The 19,679-nt window shown below is 55.4% G+C and carries 19 protein-coding genes; 15 read left to right on the top strand and 4 right to left on the bottom strand.

Annotated features, from left to right (window positions below):
• Positions 1-8: 8 nt before the first annotated feature.
• Both W822_RS26820 and W822_RS26815 read right to left on the bottom strand, forming a co-directional pair.
• A complete protein-coding gene (locus W822_RS26820) occupies positions 9-1,037 on the bottom strand; it encodes a LacI family DNA-binding transcriptional regulator (protein ID WP_024003608.1) in 1,029 nt (342 codons plus the stop codon).
• A 91-nt stretch (positions 1,038-1,128) separates the two neighbouring features.
• Positions 1,129-2,019: a LysR substrate-binding domain-containing protein gene (locus tag W822_RS26815; RefSeq protein WP_024003607.1), complete on the bottom strand. Its 891-nt coding sequence runs from the start codon at positions 2,017-2,019 to the stop codon at positions 1,129-1,131.
• A 101-nt stretch (positions 2,020-2,120) separates the two neighbouring features.
• Between W822_RS26815 and leuC the strand changes: the two genes are divergently transcribed.
• From leuC to W822_RS26800, 3 genes are read left to right on the top strand one after another with little or no spacing between them, the layout of a single operon-like run.
• Positions 2,121-3,542 (top strand): 3-isopropylmalate dehydratase large subunit, encoded by a 1,422-nt coding sequence (leuC, locus tag W822_RS26810; RefSeq protein ID WP_024003606.1) that lies wholly within the window; start codon positions 2,121-2,123, stop codon positions 3,540-3,542.
• Positions 3,543-3,553: 11 nt separating this feature from the next.
• On the top strand, positions 3,554-4,216 hold the full coding sequence (gene leuD, locus W822_RS26805) for a 3-isopropylmalate dehydratase small subunit (protein WP_024003605.1): 663 nt from the start codon (positions 3,554-3,556) through the stop codon (positions 4,214-4,216).
• 26 nt (positions 4,217-4,242) lie between these two features.
• Positions 4,243-5,133, top strand: a complete 891-nt coding sequence (locus tag W822_RS26800; protein ID WP_024003604.1) for an alpha/beta fold hydrolase — start codon at positions 4,243-4,245, stop codon at positions 5,131-5,133.
• 61 nt (positions 5,134-5,194) lie between these two features.
• Here W822_RS26800 and W822_RS26795 read toward each other — a convergent pair whose 3' ends face one another.
• Complete coding sequence (locus tag W822_RS26795) at positions 5,195-6,118, bottom strand: LysR family transcriptional regulator (protein WP_024003603.1); 924 nt, start codon at positions 6,116-6,118, stop codon at positions 5,195-5,197.
• A 114-nt stretch (positions 6,119-6,232) separates the two neighbouring features.
• Between W822_RS26795 and W822_RS26790 the strand changes: the two genes are divergently transcribed.
• The 10 genes from W822_RS26790 to W822_RS26745 all read left to right on the top strand — a co-directional run bounded on the left by W822_RS26790 (position 6,233) and on the right by W822_RS26745 (position 16,251).
• Positions 6,233-7,390: an iron-containing alcohol dehydrogenase family protein gene (locus W822_RS26790; RefSeq protein ID WP_024003602.1), complete on the top strand. Its 1,158-nt coding sequence runs from the start codon at positions 6,233-6,235 to the stop codon at positions 7,388-7,390.
• Between the two features lie 18 nt (positions 7,391-7,408).
• The gene (locus tag W822_RS26785) at positions 7,409-8,284 is read left to right on the top strand and encodes a TauD/TfdA dioxygenase family protein (RefSeq protein ID WP_024003601.1); all 876 of its coding nucleotides are present in this window, start codon (positions 7,409-7,411) and stop codon (positions 8,282-8,284) included.
• A gap of 65 nt (positions 8,285-8,349) precedes the next feature.
• Positions 8,350-9,327 carry a Bug family tripartite tricarboxylate transporter substrate binding protein gene (locus tag W822_RS26780; protein WP_024003600.1) on the top strand — a complete coding sequence of 326 codons (978 nt, stop codon included), beginning with the start codon at positions 8,350-8,352 and terminating at the stop codon, positions 9,325-9,327.
• Positions 9,328-9,337: 10 nt separating this feature from the next.
• Positions 9,338-10,525: an alpha-hydroxy acid oxidase gene (locus tag W822_RS26775; protein ID WP_253272215.1), complete on the top strand. Its 1,188-nt coding sequence runs from the start codon at positions 9,338-9,340 to the stop codon at positions 10,523-10,525.
• Positions 10,522-10,941 (top strand): nuclear transport factor 2 family protein, encoded by a 420-nt coding sequence (locus tag W822_RS26770; protein ID WP_024003598.1) that lies wholly within the window; start codon positions 10,522-10,524, stop codon positions 10,939-10,941. Before W822_RS26775 ends, W822_RS26770 begins: the two co-directional genes overlap by 4 nt.
• A gap of 11 nt (positions 10,942-10,952) precedes the next feature.
• Positions 10,953-11,723 (top strand): fumarylacetoacetate hydrolase family protein, encoded by a 771-nt coding sequence (locus tag W822_RS26765; protein WP_024003597.1) that lies wholly within the window; start codon positions 10,953-10,955, stop codon positions 11,721-11,723.
• Positions 11,720-12,715 carry an NADPH:quinone reductase gene (locus W822_RS26760; protein ID WP_253272214.1) on the top strand — a complete coding sequence of 332 codons (996 nt, stop codon included), beginning with the start codon at positions 11,720-11,722 and terminating at the stop codon, positions 12,713-12,715. The genes W822_RS26765 and W822_RS26760 overlap by 4 nt, the downstream gene beginning before the upstream one ends.
• A gap of 131 nt (positions 12,716-12,846) precedes the next feature.
• The gene (locus W822_RS26755) at positions 12,847-14,403 is read left to right on the top strand and encodes a sulfatase (protein WP_024003595.1); all 1,557 of its coding nucleotides are present in this window, start codon (positions 12,847-12,849) and stop codon (positions 14,401-14,403) included.
• A 39-nt stretch (positions 14,404-14,442) separates the two neighbouring features.
• Positions 14,443-15,165: a GntR family transcriptional regulator gene (locus W822_RS26750; protein WP_024003594.1), complete on the top strand. Its 723-nt coding sequence runs from the start codon at positions 14,443-14,445 to the stop codon at positions 15,163-15,165.
• A 111-nt stretch (positions 15,166-15,276) separates the two neighbouring features.
• A complete protein-coding gene (locus W822_RS26745; RefSeq protein WP_024003593.1) occupies positions 15,277-16,251 on the top strand; it encodes a Bug family tripartite tricarboxylate transporter substrate binding protein in 975 nt (324 codons plus the stop codon).
• 84 nt (positions 16,252-16,335) lie between these two features.
• Here W822_RS26745 and W822_RS26740 read toward each other — a convergent pair whose 3' ends face one another.
• Entirely contained in the window at positions 16,336-17,283 is a 948-nt protein-coding gene (locus tag W822_RS26740) for a LysR family transcriptional regulator (protein ID WP_024003592.1), read from the bottom strand.
• 139 nt (positions 17,284-17,422) lie between these two features.
• On the opposite strand from W822_RS26740, the gene W822_RS26735 reads away from it, so the two are divergent.
• Positions 17,423-18,583, top strand: coding sequence for a mandelate racemase/muconate lactonizing enzyme family protein (locus W822_RS26735; RefSeq protein ID WP_024003591.1), 1,161 nt, complete (start codon positions 17,423-17,425; stop codon positions 18,581-18,583).
• A 43-nt stretch (positions 18,584-18,626) separates the two neighbouring features.
• A complete protein-coding gene (locus tag W822_RS26730; protein ID WP_051401584.1) occupies positions 18,627-19,580 on the top strand; it encodes a tripartite tricarboxylate transporter substrate binding protein in 954 nt (317 codons plus the stop codon).
• The last annotated feature ends 99 nt before the right edge of the window (positions 19,581-19,679 follow it).

The raw sequence follows: 19,679 nt of genomic DNA, 5'->3' as shown, positions 1-19,679 counted from the left end.
GGTTCCCTTCAGCGCTTGCCGCGCCGGGGGCCGATCTGCTTGGTGGTGTTTCTGATAATGAGCTGGTTCGGAAGCGTGACGGTTTCTGCCGGGAGGTCGGAGCGCTCTATTCGTGCCAGCAGGCGTTCAACCGCTTTGCTCGCCATGGCGGGCAAGGGTTGTCGCATTGTTGTCAGGCCGATCACGTCCCAGCCGGCCATCGGAATATCGTCGTAGCCCACGATCCATAGCTCCTCGGGGACCCGCCGGCCTTCCGCGCGTGCCCCATCCAGTGCACCGATGGCGACGATGTCATTGGTGCAAAACACCGCATCAAGACCAGGATCCGCATTCAGCAGTTCACGCATGGCCTGGTAGCCGTTTTCATAGGTAAAGATATCGAACTGCAAGGGCGAGCGTGTGCACGTCGTGTTGCCGGTCACGTCTTTTAAGCGACTCATGAAGCCCTTCTCACGATCCAGAATGGTGCTGGCCTCGGATGCGCCGGTCAGCAAGCCGATACGCCGACGCTTGCCTGCCAGAAAATAATCGGCAACCGTTCTCCCCCCTGCATGATTATCACTGACAACAACATCGAATTCCGGGCCCGTCAGGCTGCGATTGATGAATACGACTGGCTTGCGAGCGGCTATTTTTTGATGTTGAAGACGGGACGAGGCGACCGCTGTTGCAAAAATCACGCCGTCCACCTCGCTTTCGGCAATCGCCTTTGCCGTGATATCGTCCAGTTCGGTGCTCATTTCCCACACGGTCGTTCGCAACCCCTGGCTGGCCAGTTCATTGACCAGAAAATGCAAAAGCGATGGATAGAGAGGATTGGTCAGATTCGCGACGACCACAGCAATAGCGCCGCTACGATTGGTTTTCATCTGGCGTGCTGCAGCACTGGGCGTATAGCCGTATTCGCGAATCACGCGCAGGACATGTTCGCGGGTTTTTTCCTTGATGCTGGGATGTTCCCGGATGACCCGGGATACCGTGCTTTGAGAGACGCCTGCCAGTCGGGCTATGTCCTGGCTGGTCAGGTTTTTTTTCATATGGCCGATTAAACTGTGATTGCGTGGATGGAACTCGATGAGGGGTACACGGTTACGACAAATATAGCATTAAATCCGGTTTCGTTATCCATCAACCTGCGATGACAGGATGCGCGGCGATGAAGTCGATAAACGCACGCGTCTTGGCGGACAGATGGTCCTGGTTGGGATAGACAGCATAGACATCTGCCGGTTCATACCATTCCGGCAGTACCGGGCGCAGGCTGCCATCGGCCAGCAGGTTTTGAACGCTCCACTCCGATCGGAGCAACAAGCCAAAACCGGATAACGCCCAGGCCAGCGCAGTTTCTCCGTCATTGGTGCTCATCCTGGCACGAACTTTCAGCGTCTCGCGCCTGCCTTCATTTTGCAGATGCCAGGTGCCAAAGGTCTGTTCGTTCTCATGCAGGACAATGACCGAATGCGCCGACAGTTCGTTGAGATTGGCCGGCGTGCCGAATTTGTCCAAATAGGCGGGGGCAGCGCAAATACAACGTCGGTTGCTGCGCAGCTTGCGCGCATGCAGGCGCGTATCCTGCAGTTCGCCGACCCGGATACCGATGTCATAGCCTTCTTCGACCAGATTAAGGGGGCGGTCGCTCAAGTGAAGCTGCACTTCCAGTTCGGGATAGTTGGCTGCAAACTCTCCCAGCAAGGCAGAGACAAATGCGCGCCCGAACCCCAGACTGGCATTGACGCGCAGCAGGCCGGCCGGCCTTGCCGTTACGCCTCGCAGGGTCTGTTCCAGTTCGTCGAGCTCGGACAGTAGCCGCTTGCCTTCCTGCAGATAGCGTTCCCCTTCGGGCGTGATCCTTAAGGTGCGGGTGGTGCGTTGCACGAGCCTGACTCCCAATCTTTCTTCCAGGGCCATGAGCCGCTTGCTGACGGCCGCGCCGGTAATGCCTAGTTCTCTGCCGGCGCCTACCAGACTGTTTTTGCGGACGATGCAGGTAAACAATTCCAGATCGTTGTATCGGGACATGATTTTATCAACCCGTAGGAATGAATGATTTGAATATTATTATATTAATAATATCATCTATCGAGTGTAGACTGTGATTCATCCTTTTGAAGGCCGGAAAAATGAAATCCTGTTCTCAAGCACGCACGCTTTATCGAAAAATGGTGGATAGCCATACCGTCCAGATCCTGGATGAACACAACGTTCTGCTGTATGTGGACCTGCATCTGATGAACGAATACACAAGCCCGCAGGCGTTTGCCGGGCTTGAGGCAGCGCAGCGGGCGATTGCTGCGCCAGGGGCGCATGTGGCCGTCGTCGACCATATTATTCCGACTCATCCGGCGAAGCCGCGCGTCATCCAGGACCCGGCATCGGCCCTACAGGCGATCAATCTTCGTCGCAATTGCGAACGTCATGGCATTATGCTGTACGACACCAATGATGAGCGGCAGGGGATCGAACATATTATTGCGCCGGAGCTCGGAATGATTCGCCCCGGCATGGTGGTTCTCTGCGGTGATAGCCATACCACCACGTACGGGGCACTTGGCGCGCTGGGCTTTGGCATCGGCACGTCGGAAATCGAACATATTCTGGCAACGCAAACGCTGGTCTATCGCGTTGCGTCCGAAATGAGAATTCGCGTGAACGGGCAGTTGCCTTTGGGCGCATCGGCCAAAGATCTGATCTTGCATATTATCGGCAGCATCGGCGCGCAAGGCGCGCGTGGCTACGCTGTAGAGTTCTGCGGTGCTGCAATCGACGCCCTGTCGGTTGAGGCGAGAATGACCTTGTGTAATATGGCGGTCGAGGCTGGCGCCCGCGCCGCCCTGATTGCCCCGGATAAAAAGACCGTTGAATATGTTCTGGCGCGCGCGTCCGACATTGATGATGACATGCGTAATCGCGCTGTTTCTGCATGGGCGTCACTGTTTTCCGATGAAAATGCCCGCGTCGAGAAAGAGTTCATTTTTGACGCCAGCGAAGTCGAACCGCAGGTTACGTGGGGCACCAGTCCCGACCAGACGGTGGGTGTGACACATCCGACGCCTGCGCTGGAGTCAATCAGCAGTCCCATGCAACAGGAAGCAGCCCGGCGGGCTTTTCAGTATATGGGGCTTGCTCCCGGGGCATCGCTGCTCGGATTGCCGGTACAACGTGTATTTATCGGCTCCTGTACCAACGCCCGGATTGAGGACTTACGCGTCGTAGCCGGTATGGTGCGAGGCCGGCGGGTTGCCGATGGCGTTCGGGCCATGGTCGTACCCGGTTCGGGTTCAGTTCGCCGGCAGGCGGAGCTGGAGGGCATTGCAGACATACTGGTGGCGGCGGGATTCGAGTGGCGACAGCCCGGCTGTTCGATGTGCCTGGCCATGAACGACGACGTGCTGGAGCCGCAGGAGCGCTGTGCCTCTACCACGAACCGTAATTTCGAAGGGCGTCAGGGCAGGGCCGGCAGGACCCATTTGATGAGCCCGGCGATGGCAGCGGCGGCGGCGATTGCCGGAAAAATCATTGACGTTCGAACTTTCGCGAACTGACAGGAGGTCATATGCAGGCGTTGTCCTATATTGAAGGCGTTGCGGCGCCATTGCCGATTCCCAACCTGGACACAGACCAGATTATGCCCAAGCAGTTCCTCAAAGGAATCAACAAGGAGGGACTGGCCCAGGGGGTGTTATATGATTTGCGCTTCGATGACAAAGGAGCCTCGCGCCCGGATTGTGTGTTAAACCAGATGGCATACAAGGGTGCGGGTATCCTGGTGGGGGCTGAGAATTTCGGATGTGGTTCAAGCCGGGAGCATGCAGTCTGGGGCCTGATGCAATTGGGCATAAAGGCAGTCATTGCCCCCAGTTTCGGGGAAATATTCTATTCAAATGCCATCAATAACAGGCTGTTGGTGGCGCGCGTTTCGGAGTGCGATGCGGACAGGATCACGACCGTAATCAGGGCGAATCCGGGCATTGCAGTCGCACTGGACATTGAAGCGCTGACGATTACCGTAGCAGAAGAGAAAATGTCCTTCCAACTGGCCCCGCGCCATAGAGAGGCGTTTCTGGGTGGCCTGGATATGATCGAGACTACGTTGAAGGAAGTCAATAGAATCAAAGCCTTTGCTGCAGAATGGACAGCGAAGAATCCCTGGCTGGACAACGTGGGCGGCAAGGTGGCTCTCTCGGAAAACCCAGGCAAGGCAATAGCACGATCTTAACGCTTGACGCAGACAGGAGGTATTTCATGTTCGACGGATTTGTACAGAAGCAGTTTACGGTCAGCGACGGCGTGACGATCAACTATCGAACCGGCGGTTCCGGACCGGCGTTGCTGTTGCTGCACGGACATCCGCAAACGCATGTGATGTGGCACCGGGTGGCGCCGGCCCTGGCCGAGAACTTCACGCTTGTCATGCCTGACTTGCGGGGATATGGGGACTCTTCGAAACCCGAGGCCGGCGAGAACTGTATTGCCTATTCCAAAAGAGTGATGGCTGAAGACATGATCCTGCTGATGCGCAGCCTGGGGCACGATGCGTTTTTCCTCGGCGCGCATGACCGGGGGGCGCGTGTCGCGCATCGCGCGGCGCTGGATTATCCCCAACATATAAAAAAACTGTTCCTGATGGACATCGCTCCTACGCTGGACATGTATGAAGGAACTAGCCGTGAGTTCGCCACGGCCTACTGGCACTGGTTTCTTTTTATCCAGCCTGCGCCGTTTCCCGAGCGGATGATCGAGCCCGATCCGGTTGCTTTTATTCGGCGATACATGGGCGCCCGGTATGCAGGGCTGGAGATGTTCTGCCCCGAGGCGCTGTCTGAATACGAGCGGTGTTACGCCTTGCCGGGCACGGTGGCCGCCGTGTGCAATGACTATCGTGCCTCGGCAGGGATTGATCTGGACCTTGATCGCGAGGACAGAAAGAACGGGAACCATTTGGCGATGCCCCTGCACGTGCTATGGGCGCGGCATGGTGTGATGGAGCGCTGTTTCGATGTGCTGGGGTTGTGGAAAGCGGTGTCGAAAAACAGTGTCACCGGCCAGAACGTGGAATGCGGCCATTATCTGGCGGAGGAAGCGCCGGATTTGATCGCAAGAGAGATGACGGCGTTTTTTGCTGTATCCAGATAAAGCAAATACGCCACTGATCATTGATACAAGAGATAATACTAAAAATCCAGCCATCGCCATATTAGCGATTCCCGATAGTGCTGCTCGTCCAGTTGGTATCCTTGAAGTGATTCCGCAGGTGGGCAATGAACAGACGCACTTTGTAAGGCAAGTATCGCTTGCTCTGTATCACCGCATAAATGTCCAGCCCTTCGCATTGGTACTCGGGCAACACCACCCGCAATCCGCCGGCTGCGATCAGCTCTTCCACCATATAGCGAGGGTGAAGGGAAATGCCATAGTGGCGTTGCGCAAGATGCCGCAGCGACTCGCCCAGATTCGACGTGAAAGAGCCACTGACCTGGACGCGGTGGAGCTGGCCATGGGTATCCGTGAACTGCCAGGATGAACTGGGCGTTTTCAATGTGTGCACCAGGCAGTTGTGCCGCTTCAGGTCGGTGGGATGGGCTGGCCAGCCTGCGCGATCAAGATAGGCGTCTGTGGCGACCAGCACTTGCGGCACTACGGCGATCTTGTATGCGATCTGGCTGGTGTCCTCAAGGCGGGGTGCGATTCTGACGGTTAAATCCATGTTTTCGGCAATCAGGTCGCTGCGTCCGTCATCGAGTTGCATTGTCACGTGAACCGCAGGGTATGTCTCAAGAAAAACCTGGATGGCGGGGGCCAGGTGCACCGCTCCGAAAGACGGCGGCGAGCCGACGCGGATTTTTCCAGTCGGCTGCTGCACGGTACTTCGCACAAGGTCTTTCAACTCCGTGACGGCACGAGACACGCTGTCGGCGTTACGCAGCAGTATTTCACCACTTTCGGTGAGGCTTACCCGCTTGGTGTTTCTCTGTAAAAGCTGGGTCTCGAACGTCTGCTCAAGCCAGGCGATTTTTTTTGAGATGACTGATCGGCTGGTGCCCAGTCGTTCTGCCGCCTTGGTAAAACTCAGGCCTTTTGCGACCTCTACAAACACCTCAATGCATTCCATAGTGTTCATGACAAAGTACCTGCACTGTTCGTAAATTGGAAACAGTCATTTTGCCATCTGTTTCTATGCAATGGCAATCCTGCTCAATAGAATGGCCGTAATTCTTCATTTGTATTACGTGTTATGACGATTCCGCATATCGACTACCACCTGTTCGGAAGCCACGTCCGGTTCGGTCCGGGGTGTGCTGACACCCTGGCCGCAGAACTGGATGCGCTGGGATGCTCTCGCCCGGTCATTCTGATGCAGCAACGGATGGCAGCGTCAGAAAATTGGGTCCGGCTGAAGCAGCGTCTGAGCGGCAAGCAAACGAGAGTATTGTCCGATGTCCCCAATCATGGAAGCGTGCAATGGGTTGAATCGGTGACCGCTGAACTGGCGGCGTTCAATGCGGACTGTATCGTAGCCATCGGCGGCGGTAGCGTATCTGATTCGGCCAAGGCCGTTTCCCTGCTGCTGGCGGAAAAGGGACGCTTGGCCGACCATATGACGCATTTCAGGCCGCCTGCGACGGTCGATATTCCGAGCCGGACACGTGCAAAGCTGCCGATTGTCTCCCTGCCGACGACGGCTTCTGGGGCGGAGGTCACGCCTTCCTTCGGTGCCCGTGAAGGCGATCACAAACTGCTTTTCTGGAACCGGCAGCTGGCCAGTACGACGATACTGATCGACCCGCTGTTGAGTGCTGATCTTCCGCTGAGCCTGGTCCGCTATACCGCCATGAATGGCCTGGCACATTGCTTCGAAGGCATGTATTCGAGGAACCGTTCCCCGATTTCGGATGGCATCGCGCTGCAGTCGATTGAGCTGTTTGCCCACGCATTGACCGATCACGCATTGAGCTCAGAAGAACAGCGTTGGCGTCTGCTGCTGGCCGGCCATCTGTCAGGCGTTGTACTGTCGATGGCCAAAACCTGCCTGCATCATGCCATCTGTCATGTCATTGGGGCAAGGCACAACGTGGGGCACGGGGAAGTCAATACCGTCGTGCTGCCGCATGCGCTGCGCTTCAATGAGCCGCAGGCCGGTGAAGCGCTGGATGCCGCGCTGAAGGTGCTTAATCGGGTATCGGGTGCCAGCCATTTGCATGTTTCCGACTGGATTGCAGATGTGATCGAGCGATTGAACCTGCCTGCATCGCTTAAAGACCTTGGCTTGACCGAAGCCGATCTGGCGCCGATCGCGCGTCAAACCATGCAAGAACGCGGACTCGCCTTCAATCCGCGTGCCGTTACCGATTCCGAAGAGGTCCTGTCTATCCTGCGACAGGCCGCCCGCTAATGTCAAGAGGATACATTAATGAGAATTGAACCAAAGGGAGCCAGCCTGGGCGCTACCATCTACGATATCGATTTGTCCGCGCCCCTGAGTGCCGAAGACTACCGGAAGATTGAACAGACACTGGGGCAATATGGGGTGGTCAGTTTCCCAAATCAGCAACTGACTGCCAGGCAGTTGCGTGATTATGCGGAGAATTTCGGCCAGCTTGAAATCAATGTGGCCAATCTGTTCCATGATGAGGATTACCCGGAGGTCATGATTCTTTCCAACATGAAAGAGAACGGCCAGCCGATCGGGCTGAGCGATGCGGGCCAGGACTGGCATACAGATATGTCATACAGCCGCACCATTGCATTCAGCAATGTATTGTATGGCATCCGGATACCGTTCCGGGATGGCCGGTCACTCGGCAATACGGCATTCTGCAACATGCACGCAGCCTATGAGGGCCTGCCGGAACATCTGAAAACCGAACTAGAGGGCATGACGGTGACACATGACTTCAATAAGTTCTGGGAAATGATGCGCCGGGAAAAGGGCAGCACGCGTCCCCCCCTGACCGAAGAACAACGCAGGCGCAAGCCGCCCGTGTCGCACCCCGTTTTTCTGACGCATCCGATCACGGGCCGCAAGGTCCTGTATGCGAACCCGGGTTATTCCATGCGCATTAATGAGCTATCGGAGGCGCGCAGTGAGGAAATCCTGCAGTTTCTGTTTGCTCACCAGGTGCAGGAAAAGTATTGCTATCGCCATCAGTGGGCCGAGGGCGATGTGCTGATGTGGGACAACATCGGAACGATTCACAACGCTGTTGCTGACTACAGGCCCGACGAGCCGCGCCTGATCAAACGCTGTCAGGTCATGGCTGATAAATATTTCCCCGAGCAGTTCTGATGGCTGGCCCCCAACTGCAGGCGATGCCATTGCGACAACAATCATAAATTCAACTGGAGACGAACATGAAACGATTGAACATTTTGGGTATCGCTGCCGCGGCGATGCTATGCCTTGGCGCCGGAACAGCCGTGGCTGCCGACTTTCCGGATCGACCGATACGCATGGTTATCGGGTATTCGGCGGGCGGCCCGACCGATGTAATTGCACGCGTCATCGCCAAAGAGATGAGCGGATCCCTTGGCCAGGCCGTGGTTGTGGAAAACAAACCGGGAGCCAGTGCGCATATTGCAGCGAACGACATTATGCATTCGGCACCCGATGGGTACAAGGTCCTGGTCACGTCGCTCACGCTCAATGTGAATCCGCTCTTGTATCCCGATCGCTACAACTATGAGGCGACAAAGGTGTTCGAGCCTATTACCAATTTTGTCAACCTGCCGATGGTGGTGGTGACGAACTACGACTCGCCATACAAGGATATGCAAAGCCTGATTTCCGACGCAAAGGCCCATCCCGGAAAGCTCACTTTCGGATCGTCGGGCTTTGGCGGGTCGGCGCATTTGACCGCGGAAATGCTTGCCAACCAGGCCAAACTGGATATGGTGCATGTGCCGTTCAAGGGTAATGGACCGGCGTTGCAGGAAATGATCGCAGGACGGATTTCATTCATGTTTTATCCCAGCATAGGGATCGCAGACTATGTCGCGGACAAGCGCTTGCGTATCCTGGCGGTGGGAACACGCAAACCGCATCCTGATTTTCCCGGCGTGCCCACATTGGAAAGCATGGGGCTGACCGGTTTTGAGGAAGCGGCTTCCTTTGTCGGCATGCTGGCGCCCGCAGGAACACCCAAAGACGTTGTGATGAAATTGAACAAGGCGGCCGTAGAAGCCATGGCAAAACCTGAAGTCAAGGCGCAGTTGAAGAAGCTCGGCGCGCAAGTGATCGGCGATTCGCCGGAACAGTTCCGTGAGTTCCTGATCGCCGACAAAGCGCGCTGGCAGTCCGTGATCAAGAACGGTAACGTCAAGCCGGAATAAGGTCACGGCAATGATGCGACTGAATGTGAATGACTGCTTCAGCATTGCCCGCCTGCGTGAGCTGGCTCGCTCAAGGCTGCCGCGTGGCGTGTTTGATTTCTATGATGGCGGCGCCGAAGACGAAGTGACGCTGAATGACAATTGTGAAGCCTTCCGGCGTTTACGGCTGCTGCCACGCGTGCTTCGCGATGTTTCGCAGGTCGATCTGTCGGCCAGCCTTTTTGATGCGTTCATGGGGCTGCCCATTGCCGTCGGGCCGACCGGCGCGGTTGGTTTTGGCTGGCGAGGCGGAGATATAGACCTCGCACGTGCTGCCGCAAAACACGGCATTCCCTACACGCTATCGACGTCGGCGACGGCATCTATTGAGGAAATCGCCGATCAGGCGCCGGGACGCCTCTGGTTTCAGGCGTATATCCTGCAGGATAAAACACGGTTGAACGCGTTAATCGATCGCGCCGAGGCTGCCGGTTACGAAGCGCTGGTCATCACTGTCGACTTGCCTGTTGGCGGAAAACGGGAAAGGGATCTGCTGAACGGGCTGGGTTTCCCCATGAAGCTGGGGTACCGGAACGTGGGTCAATTTGTCAGAAAACCGGTTTGGTCGTTGGAGATGCTGTTAAAAAAACCGCCGATCATGCCGAGTCTGCAAGGGATGGCGAAGCGGCAGGTGGACCGGACAAACATGCAGGGCGTGGCGGGTACGAATTACGATCCGGCGTTTGATCTGGCGGCGCTACGAGCCTTGCGGGATCGCTGGCCCCGCAGACTGATTGTCAAAGGAGTGGTCAATCCGCTGGATGTTGACGCGATTCTGGACGTGGGCGTGGATGCGCTTGTTGTGTCCAATCACGGCGGACGCCAGTTGGACACCGGCCTGGCGACGCTGGACGCCTTGCCGGGTATTTTGCAGGCGGTAAATCATCGTGTCCCGGTGTTGATTGATGGCGGCATTCGACGTGGCAGCGATGTATTCAAGGCGTTGGCACTGGGGGCCAGTGGCGTTCTGTCCGGGCGCGCTACATTGTTCGGCGTGCTCGGCGCGGGATACGAAGGGGTGGATCGGGCCTTGACGATACTGGGCGATGAGCTGGGGCGGACAATGCAATTATGCGGAACGCCGACACTGGCGCAGATTGATGCTTCTGTACTGGCCAGACCGCCAGGCAGTCATTTTGAAGATAAAGGACAGGTATGAACAATGACATTAAGCAATGCGAAAACCAGGTCATGCTATTTTTCAGGTATCTTGATGAGTGTAAATATGATGCGCTCGTCGCCTTGCTTGCCCCCGATGCGCGTTGGCATCGTCAGGGAAAAGTGCTTGAAGGGCCCGCGCAGGTGCACGCTGCCCTGATGCAGCGCTCTCCCACTATGAAAATTGCACATGTCATCACCAATCTGGCATCCGATGAGTACGATGCGCAACGCTGTTCGATACAGGCCTATATGCTGGTTGTACGCCACGAGCCCGGCAGGCAGGTTGCGGGGCCGGTTCCCCTGAACGGAATCGAGTCGATCCGCCGCCTCCAAATCAGGATGGCGCAGCATGCGGGCCGCTGGATGATATCCCGCCTGAATGCAGAAGACACGATTTTTGCGGCAAACCCTTAAGGAGTCTGAAAATGAGATGGTTACGGTATGGCCTTGACGGGCAAGTCGGATACGGAATACTGGACGAGAACGATACCATTGCCGCGGTCAGGGGAAACCCGTTCGCCGGATACGAGACAACTGCAACACGTTTGAATTTATCCGACGTCAGCATTGAGGTGCCGGTGTTGCCGCCGACCTTTTACTGTGTCGGCTTGAATTACGTCAAGCATATCAGCACAGAAGGACTGACGATTCCGAAGAAGCCGGATGTCGGCTATCGTGCGAATAACGCTCTTGTCGCACATGGCGCCGATGTGATAATGCCCGCCGATGCCACTCGTATCCATTACGAAGGCGAGCTGGTCGTTGTGATCGGTAAAAAGGTGAAGAATATTTCGGTGGACCAGGTCAATGACTGCATTCTTGGCTACACGATCGGCAATGATGTCAGCGAACGCAATTGGCAGGCGTCGGACCGCACGTTCTGGCGCGCCAAGAATTCAGATACTTTCAAGCCCATGGGACCGTGGATCAGCACCGAAGCCGACGTATCTTCCATGCAGACGGTCGTATCGGTGAACGGTGTCGAGCGCACGCGCTTTGACACTGCCGATATGCTGTTTGGCATACATGAGTTCATCAGCACGATGAGCCGATATCTGACCTTGTATCCGGGGGATATCGTATGGATGGGCACCGATGGACACTCTCCCGATTTGCAGCCCGGCGATCGTGTGGATGTCACGCTCACGGGATTGGGGACACTGAGCAATCGCTTTATGACGGAGACACTGACATGACCGCCGACATGATGCGCGCTGCCTGGTACGAGCACAATGGGGCTGCAGCGGAGGTGCTGCGCGTGGGGAAGCAGCCTGTTCCGGAACCTGGCGAAGGGCAATTGCGGGTGCGCATAATGTGCTCGGGCGTCAACCCGTCCGATGTCAAATCGCGGGCAGGTGGCAGGCCGGTGCGTTGGGATCGCATCATTCCCCATAGTGACGGTGCGGGCATTGTGGACAAAGTCGGTGAGGGCGCGGATCACAATCGCGTCGGCCAGCGCGTATGGGTATGGAACGCACAATATGGCCGGCCGTATGGAACGGCGGCAGAGTATGTGGTTCTGCCGGCAGAACAAGTTGTGTATTTGCCTGACAGCGTCGCTTTCGAGGCCGGAGCATGCCTGGGGATTCCGGCGCTGACCGCCTTTCGTGCAGTGGAGCTAGCCGATCTCGGTCCGGATGCCACGGTCCTGATCATCGGCGGCGCATCGGGTGTCGGGTACTATGCGGCGCAAATGGCTCGGGCATCGGGCGCCAGGGTCCTGACGACAGTGGGATCTGCGGATAAAGCTGCCTTTCTGCGTGGGGCCGGCTTTGAGGAAACCATTCTCTATAAACAGGAACCGGTTGCCGAGAGGGTCATGGCGCTGACAAACGGTGCCGGCGTCCATGCGATTATCGACATGGATCTATCCACGACGATCACGCTGGTGGATCAGAGCGTACTGGCGCATCATGGCCGTTATGTCTGCTACGGCTCCAACGAGCGCGGCGTCGTGCCGTTGAACTATGGCGCCTGGTTGCCGCGCTCTTTGTCATTGCACTTTTTTCTGGTTTATGAACTGACGGGCATCCAGCGGGAACGTGCGGTGAACGGGGTACAGGCCTTGTTGCAACGGGAATTGCTGCAGCATCATATCGGCCAGTCGTTTGAGCTGGCTGACATTGCGCTGGCTCATCAGGTTGTGGAGGAGGGTGGTTCGCAGGGGAATGTGATCGTAAAGTGCTGAAAAGCCTTAATATTCGTGATTGCCGGTAGGCGGGGAAGATCGAAACGAAATATTTTCCAGGTATTGCACTCGTCATAAATTCCTATATAATGGATCGTATATCATATTTCATATAGGAATTTGATGCGCCCATGAAAGCCGTATTTGTGTTATTTGATTCCCTGAATCGTCATGCGCTATCCAGTTACGGCATGAGCGAAATACAAACCCCCAATTTTGACCGGCTGGCCAAAAGGGGCGTGACGTTTGACTCGCATTTCGTAGGCAGCTTACCCTGTCTTCCCGCACGACGAGATATTCAGACGGGCAGATTGAATTTCCTGCATCGCGGCTGGGGGCCGCTGGAGCCATTTGACCATTCCCTGGCAGGCATGCTGCGTGATAGCGGCATCTATACGCATTTGATTACCGATCATTATCATTATTTCGAGGACGGTGGCGCGGGGTTTCATGGCCGATATTCATCCTGGGAATTCATTCGTGGTCAGGAAAAAGACAAATGGCGTCCGGCCATTTCCCCTCCCGCCGAGCGTTACGCCCAGCGATATCACGAGCAGATGCACGATTTTTCGTCCGACATCAACGCCAAGCTGCCTTATTTTGTCAATCGCGAGTATCTGGAGCAGCGCGGCGACTTTCCCCTTGCCCAGTGCTTTGACTCGGCGCAGGCCTTCCTGGAATCCCACCACGCTGACGACCAGTGGCTTCTGCATCTGGAATGCTTCGACCCGCATGAACCCTTTTTCGCGCCGGAGCGCTTCCTGCAAGCGTTTCCCGACGCCCTCGGCGGAAAAATATTCGACTGGCCCAGTTATGGGCGAGTCGATATCGATGCCGAACTGCTGAAAACGCTGCGAGCCAATTATCATGCACTGGTGCTGGCATGCGATCACTATCTTGGCCGGCTGCTTGATCAGTTCGATCGGCTGGATCTTTGGAAAGACACCTGGTTGATCATGTCGACCGATCATGGCCTGCTGCTGGGCGAAAAGGAGTATCTGGGCAAAAACCGTCCGCCGTTTTTCAATGAAGTGGCGCATATCCCTTTGATGATTGCCGCGCCGGAAAGCGCCGGAATTACCCCCCGCCGGGAAGCTGCAGTGACGCAGACCATCGATTTGATGCCTACTTTCCTGGACATTTTCGACCAGCCCATTCCTTCTGAGGTGACCGGCTACAGCCTGCTGCCGCTGATGCGCGATGGCAATCCATTGCGGGGAGCCGATTCAGAGACGCCCGGCGCGATTTATGGTCAATTTGGCGCCGCGATCAATTACACCGATGGCCGCTACACTTACTTTCTTTACCCGCAGGTTCCGTTCGAGGCGGATTTATACCAGTACACCCTGATGCCTGCGCATATGCGCACGTTCTTTGAGGCCGAAGAGTTTCGGGATGCGCAATTGATCGAACCGCTGGCTTTCACTCAGGGATTTCCGGTGCTTAAACTACCGATACTGGCCAGTTCCAGGGGAAATATGACGCGCCGTTATCCCTTACTGGAAGCCAACACGGCGCTTTATGACCTGGAAAGCGATCCGGTTCAGCGTCATCCGATCAATGATCCCGACATCGAGCAGCGCATGCGGATGGCAATTGCGACCCTGTTGCGGGCCAATGATGCGCCCGATGAAATGTTTACGCGTTACGGCTTGTCTGATGTGGCCGAGCGTCTTGAAGTTGATTGATTCCTTATTTTTCCCAACCCATATTTTGTACGAATGCCTATGAACGCGTCACGATCCGGTGTTGCCACGATCCAGCCCAGAAGCCTGGCGGACCAGGTTTATATTGAAGTCCAGAAAATGATCACAACCGGGCTTGTGCAGCCGGGTACGGCCATCAGCATTGCTCAGTTGTCCCGCCAATGTGGCGTGAGTCACACGCCGATACGGGAAGCGCTGGCCCGCCTGGCGGCGGAAGGGCAATTGGTTTTCACGCGAAATATCGGCTATCGGGTTCCGGAAGCGCCGACCCTTGAACAATATACCGACTGGGCAGTGGTGCGCATCGTGGTCGAGTCCAATGCATTGCTTTATATTCTGGGACCGATAGACGGCAGTCTGATCGACCGGGCGGAAGAGATCAATGAGCAAATGCGCCAGGCCGATTTCGGTACGACCGCAAGCGGCATCAGAAAATACAGCGAACTTAACTGGCGATTCCATGCGACCCTCATTGGCCTCGCACACAATACCATGCTTGAAGATGCGCATTCCCGCCTTTATGCCTCACCGCAGTTCTCCCGTATTTTCCTGGGGCGCGGTGTGGTGAATCAGGCTCAGATCGTGGCTGAGCATGAGCGCGTGCTGGCTTGCCTGCGCGAGGGAGACCGCCGGTCAGCGGCCGATGCAATGCGTGATCATATTATCGATAGCCTTGATCGAGATGCACAACAGGCGCATATTTCCGGCTTGATAAAGAAGGTGGTGTACGGCAATCAGAAATGAATACCAGGGCAAGCACCCGTCCCTGTCAAAAAGCAATCATATCAACGGGTCATATCCGCAAAACTTCCGGCTACAGGCAGCACACACCGGGTTCTCATGGAGATATTCGAGATGAAGACATTGACATCGCTTGCTGCAGGTATTGTTTGTTCACTATCCGTGATGACAACACCCGTTTTCGGCCAGACTTATCCCAATCAACCGATCTCGCTGATCGTGGGTTTTCCACCGGGCGGTGGCGTAGACATGGTTGCCCGTCAATTGGCGGATGCACTCGCCAAGCAGCTGGGGCAGCAAGTGATTGTTGAAAACCGGGCCGGCGCTGCCGGAAATATTGCGATGGACTACGTCTCGCGGGCCCGTCCTGACGGGTATGTTTTGTTAATGGGGAACCTGGGCATGCTGACTGCGAATCCTGCGCTTTATCCAAAACAGGCCTCGGAGTCGGTGAAGAAACTGGCGCCCATCGCGCGCCTTGTGGTGACGCCACTGCTTGCCGCCGTGCCATCGACACTGCCCGCAAAAGATATGAAAGCGTTTATAGCGTTGGCCAAAAGCAAACCTGGCAAAATGTTCTTCGGTTCCGGAGGCAGCGGTAATATTAATCATCTGGCAGTGGAACTGCTCAATATCCAAACGGGCCTGAAGCTGACTCATGTTCCTTATAAAGGGAGTGCACCGTCGCTGACGGCACTGGCCGCAAATGAAGTGCAGCTTGTTATCGACGGTCTGAATGTTGTACAGCCACAGGTTTCAGGCGGGCGGGCACGGGCCATTGCGATCACGGGTGAGAAGCGTGCGCCCGACCTTCCCGATGTTCCGACCATGGCGGAAGCAGGGTATCCCGACATGACCATTTACGGCTGGCAGGGTATATTTGCACCTGCAGGTACACCACCAGCTGTTCTTGAAAAGCTGACCCGTGAAGTAGAAAAGGCGCTGGCCAATCCGGAACTGGCCAATCGCTTGAAAAAACAGGGAACCGACCCGGCCTACCAGCCCCCGGCAGAATTTGAAAAATATATTTCCGCAGAACGTACGCGCTGGGAAAAAGTCATTCGTTCGGCCGACATTAAAATTCAATAAAGCGCTGATAGATCTGGCCAGGGCGATGCCTATGTGTTTTTTGGGTGTGTCGAATCTGTCTAAGTCCGCAAGGGTATGACGTGCCTAAAGATCAGCACGCGTATCTTGCGCAGCTGCCTGCACAAGCGCGCGAAACGGCTGGCACAACGCGTCCTCTTTGATAGTCTGGTTGTACACAAGCATGACGCTGCTGGAAGGCAATGCCGTTTCGGTATCAATAATTTTTACCATTCCCAGTTGCGCGTAGTGCCGCGCAATTGACTCCGGAACAATAGAGATAAATGCCGTTTTGACAACCAGGGCAAGATTGGACTCAAAGGTGCGCGTTTCTATAACGGACCTGAGCGTGGGAAGGTCTTGTTCCTGCCAGAAACGATCAAGAATGGCTCGCGAGGTGCTACCCGGGGAAGGCAGTACCCAATCTTTGGCGGCTAATTCCTCCAATGTATAGGTATCGTTTGGAAATTCTGTATTAGTGGCGCCGCAAATGATAAAAGGCTGTTCCTTGTAAAGGTGCTCTGTCGCGTAGCTTGCTCCTATACCTGCTGCGCCAGCAACATGCCGCATGATGGCAAAGTCCAGTTTCTCGCTCTCCAGGTCTGTCAACAGCTGGGTGGAACTGTCTTCAACGACTGTCAGCTTCCAGGCAGGCAAATGCCCTTTCGGATGATTATCTGCATGTACCCTGTTAAGCAAGTGGGGCATGATCGAATGCATGGCGCGAGGAATACAACCTAATCTGATGGTTGATCCCAGGGTATTCATGACATCGTCCAGCCGCCTGATACTGCCCAGTAAAAAGCGGGTCTGGTTGACAATGACCCTGCCGCGGGCGGTCGGCACGCTTCCTCTTGCCGACCGCTCAAAGATGCGTGTGCCCAGCATGGACTCGGCCTCGGCCAGCAACCGGGATAGTGCAGGCTGGGAAGTACCGAGGCGGGTAGCTGCGCGATGCACAGAGCCGTGTTCGGCAATGGATGCAATGGCTTCGATATGCCGCCGTTGTACCTGCTTTTGTCTGGTGGATGACATTTGGAGTCCGCTTTAGTAATGTGATATTTGGTATTACTAGATAGTAAATATATATCATTTACATCATATTTCATTTCCGATAAATTGACTGCAGTCGCAGCGGGTCTGCACAAACATCAATTTATCGGGAGTCTCGTTCATGAAAATAAAAAAGGTCGAATGCCTTTCTGTTCATCCTGGCTGGAGAAAGAATCTGATTTTTGTTCGCATCGAAACGGATGATGGTATCGTCGGTTGGGGGGAAGCGTACAGTCAATATGATCGTGATCGGGCCATCGCCGAGCAAGTAGAAGCATTGGGCCAGTATTTGGTCGGTCGCCAGGCGCGACATATTAGGCACTTTATACAGATTGCTTTCGACGACTACGCGCAACGCCGGTCTTCTCTTGAGTATTGGTGCGCGGTATCGGGGATTGAACAGGCGCTGTGGGATATTGCCGGTAAGGCGGTAGGACAGCCTGTCTACAATTTGCTGGGCGGACCGTGTCGGGAAAAAATCCGCGTATACGCAAATGGCTGGAGCTATAAAATGCAGAACCCGGCCGATTTCGCCCGTGCAGCGGAAGATGTCGTGCGTCAGGGATTTACAGCAATGAAATTTGACCCGCTTCCAAGACCATGGCGTACTCACATACCGAAAGAGCATATTCGCCATTCCGTCGAAGTTGTGCGCGCGGTTCGCGACGCCGTCGGCCCCGATGTCGATCTATTGCTGGATATTCATCGACGATTGGCGCCAGCTCCGGCTATTACGCTGGCTAACGCCCTGGCAGAATTCGAACCTTACTGGTTCGAAGAGCCGTGCCAGGTCGAAAACCTGGATGCGCTGGCCGAGGTACGGTTACGCAGCCCGATACCTGTGGTCAGTGGCGAAGCGATGTACGGGAGAGCTGATTTCAGGCGCTTATTTCGTGAACGGGCTGTCGATATCATTAATCCCGATGTGTCCAATTGTGGCGGCATTCTGGAGTTGCTGTTTATCGCGGCTTCGGCCGAGTCGGAAATGGTCGCGGTATCCCCGCATAACTACAACTCGACAACCTTGTCGTTGTCTGCCACCGTGCACGCGGCCGCTTGTATGCCCAATTTCACAATTACGGAGTACTTCCTGCCATATGAAGAATTCGGCCGTGTCGTGACGCGCAACTCGCTTCAGCCAGTAAATGGCTATATTCAGTTGCCTACTGACCCCGGCCTGGGTCTGGATGTGATCGAGGAGGCGGTTCGCTCACGGCCATCACAGCGCTATCCTGCCCGCACGTTCCGCATGAGCGAAGATGACCAACCCATAAAATCCTGAATCTGCGCAGTAAAACACGCGCGCAACCACGGAGGAGACGAAAATGAAAACGATGATTGTTCGACTATTATTTATCTTTGTCGGCATATTTGTATTGAACGCGCCAAGCATGGCCAATTATCCCGACAAGCCGATACGGTTCATTTGTACTTCGGCGGCGGGCTCGCCGCTGGATTTGATGATGCGAACGCTTGCCCAGTTCCTGGGCAAGGAGCTCAAGCAAACTATTGTGGTTGAGAACCGGCCGGGCGGCACCGGCGCCGTTGGCATGGCCAATGCCATGAATTCGCCTGCAGATGGCTATACTGTGATCTCGGCAACCGGCTCGACGTCATTTCTGATGGCTGATGGGAAGTCTGCCTACACGGCGGATGACTTCATTTTCATTCGTGGTCTGCAGACTGAACCATCGGCGATGGCGGTCCGAAAGGACAGCCAGTTTCAGTCATTGTCCCAGCTTGTCGCCGCATTGAAAAAGAATCCTGACCAGATCAGCGTCGGGGGTTATGCCACCGCCGGTTTTCACCAATACTCATATTATCGTTTGCAACAGGCTGCCGGCTTCAAAGGCGTATGGGTTCCCTTTCAGGGCGGCAACCAGGCAGTGCTGGCTTTGATGGGCAATCACATCCAGGCGGCGGCCATCACGCCCAGCTCAGCGCTGCCACAACTGCGTAGCGGAGAAATCCGTTTGCTTGCCATCAGTACGGCAAAGCGAGACGCATTTTTCCCCGATGTACCAACCTTCAAAGAGCAGGGCTACGACGTTGTTGAGACCTTATGGCGTGGTGTTATGGTCAAAAAGGGCACACCGGCTGCGGTCATCAAAGTGCTCACCGATGGCATGGACAAAGTTGAAGCCGATCCTGAGTGGAAGAAATTCATGACCGAAAACGTGCAATCTTCCTTGGATATGAGCGTTGCACAAATGCAAAAGCATGTCGAGGATGAAGTCACCTCGCGGCGCAAATTCCTTCAGGACATTGGTGCGAAATAGCCGTGACTAAAGGGACACGAGGTTTGAAAGAACATACGCCAGCATGTACGGTAGCCTGTCTTGATATCTATGAGGAGACCGTCCGGGAAATAATCTTGC

The sequence above is a fragment of the Advenella kashmirensis W13003 genome (assembly GCF_000506985.1).
GTDB lineage: Bacteria > Pseudomonadota > Gammaproteobacteria > Burkholderiales > Burkholderiaceae_B > Advenella > Advenella kashmirensis_A.
This window is presented reverse-complemented; position numbering and strand designations above follow the sequence as displayed.

What these genes read in the sequence shown, in the direction of transcription:
- W822_RS26820 (WP_024003608.1), bottom strand. Translation starts at nt 1,037, where the DNA reads ATGAAAAAAAACCTGACCAGCCAGGACATAGCCCGACTGGCAGGCGTC.
- W822_RS26815 (WP_024003607.1), bottom strand. Translation starts at nt 2,019, where the DNA reads ATGTCCCGATACAACGATCTGGAATTGTTTACCTGCATCGTCCGCAAA.
- leuC (WP_024003606.1), top strand. Translation starts at nt 2,121, where the DNA reads ATGAAATCCTGTTCTCAAGCACGCACGCTTTATCGAAAAATGGTGGAT.
- leuD (WP_024003605.1), top strand. Translation starts at nt 3,554, where the DNA reads ATGCAGGCGTTGTCCTATATTGAAGGCGTTGCGGCGCCATTGCCGATT.
- W822_RS26800 (WP_024003604.1), top strand. Translation starts at nt 4,243, where the DNA reads ATGTTCGACGGATTTGTACAGAAGCAGTTTACGGTCAGCGACGGCGTG.
- W822_RS26795 (WP_024003603.1), bottom strand. Translation starts at nt 6,118, where the DNA reads ATGAACACTATGGAATGCATTGAGGTGTTTGTAGAGGTCGCAAAAGGC.
- W822_RS26790 (WP_024003602.1), top strand. Translation starts at nt 6,233, where the DNA reads ATGACGATTCCGCATATCGACTACCACCTGTTCGGAAGCCACGTCCGG.
- W822_RS26785 (WP_024003601.1), top strand. Translation starts at nt 7,409, where the DNA reads ATGAGAATTGAACCAAAGGGAGCCAGCCTGGGCGCTACCATCTACGAT.
- W822_RS26780 (WP_024003600.1), top strand. Translation starts at nt 8,350, where the DNA reads ATGAAACGATTGAACATTTTGGGTATCGCTGCCGCGGCGATGCTATGC.
- W822_RS26775 (WP_253272215.1), top strand. Translation starts at nt 9,338, where the DNA reads ATGATGCGACTGAATGTGAATGACTGCTTCAGCATTGCCCGCCTGCGT.
- W822_RS26770 (WP_024003598.1), top strand. Translation starts at nt 10,522, where the DNA reads ATGAACAATGACATTAAGCAATGCGAAAACCAGGTCATGCTATTTTTC.
- W822_RS26765 (WP_024003597.1), top strand. Translation starts at nt 10,953, where the DNA reads ATGAGATGGTTACGGTATGGCCTTGACGGGCAAGTCGGATACGGAATA.
- W822_RS26760 (WP_253272214.1), top strand. Translation starts at nt 11,720, where the DNA reads ATGACCGCCGACATGATGCGCGCTGCCTGGTACGAGCACAATGGGGCT.
- W822_RS26755 (WP_024003595.1), top strand. Translation starts at nt 12,847, where the DNA reads ATGAAAGCCGTATTTGTGTTATTTGATTCCCTGAATCGTCATGCGCTA.
- W822_RS26750 (WP_024003594.1), top strand. Translation starts at nt 14,443, where the DNA reads ATGAACGCGTCACGATCCGGTGTTGCCACGATCCAGCCCAGAAGCCTG.
- W822_RS26745 (WP_024003593.1), top strand. Translation starts at nt 15,277, where the DNA reads ATGAAGACATTGACATCGCTTGCTGCAGGTATTGTTTGTTCACTATCC.
- W822_RS26740 (WP_024003592.1), bottom strand. Translation starts at nt 17,283, where the DNA reads ATGTCATCCACCAGACAAAAGCAGGTACAACGGCGGCATATCGAAGCC.
- W822_RS26735 (WP_024003591.1), top strand. Translation starts at nt 17,423, where the DNA reads ATGAAAATAAAAAAGGTCGAATGCCTTTCTGTTCATCCTGGCTGGAGA.
- W822_RS26730 (WP_051401584.1), top strand. Translation starts at nt 18,627, where the DNA reads ATGAAAACGATGATTGTTCGACTATTATTTATCTTTGTCGGCATATTT.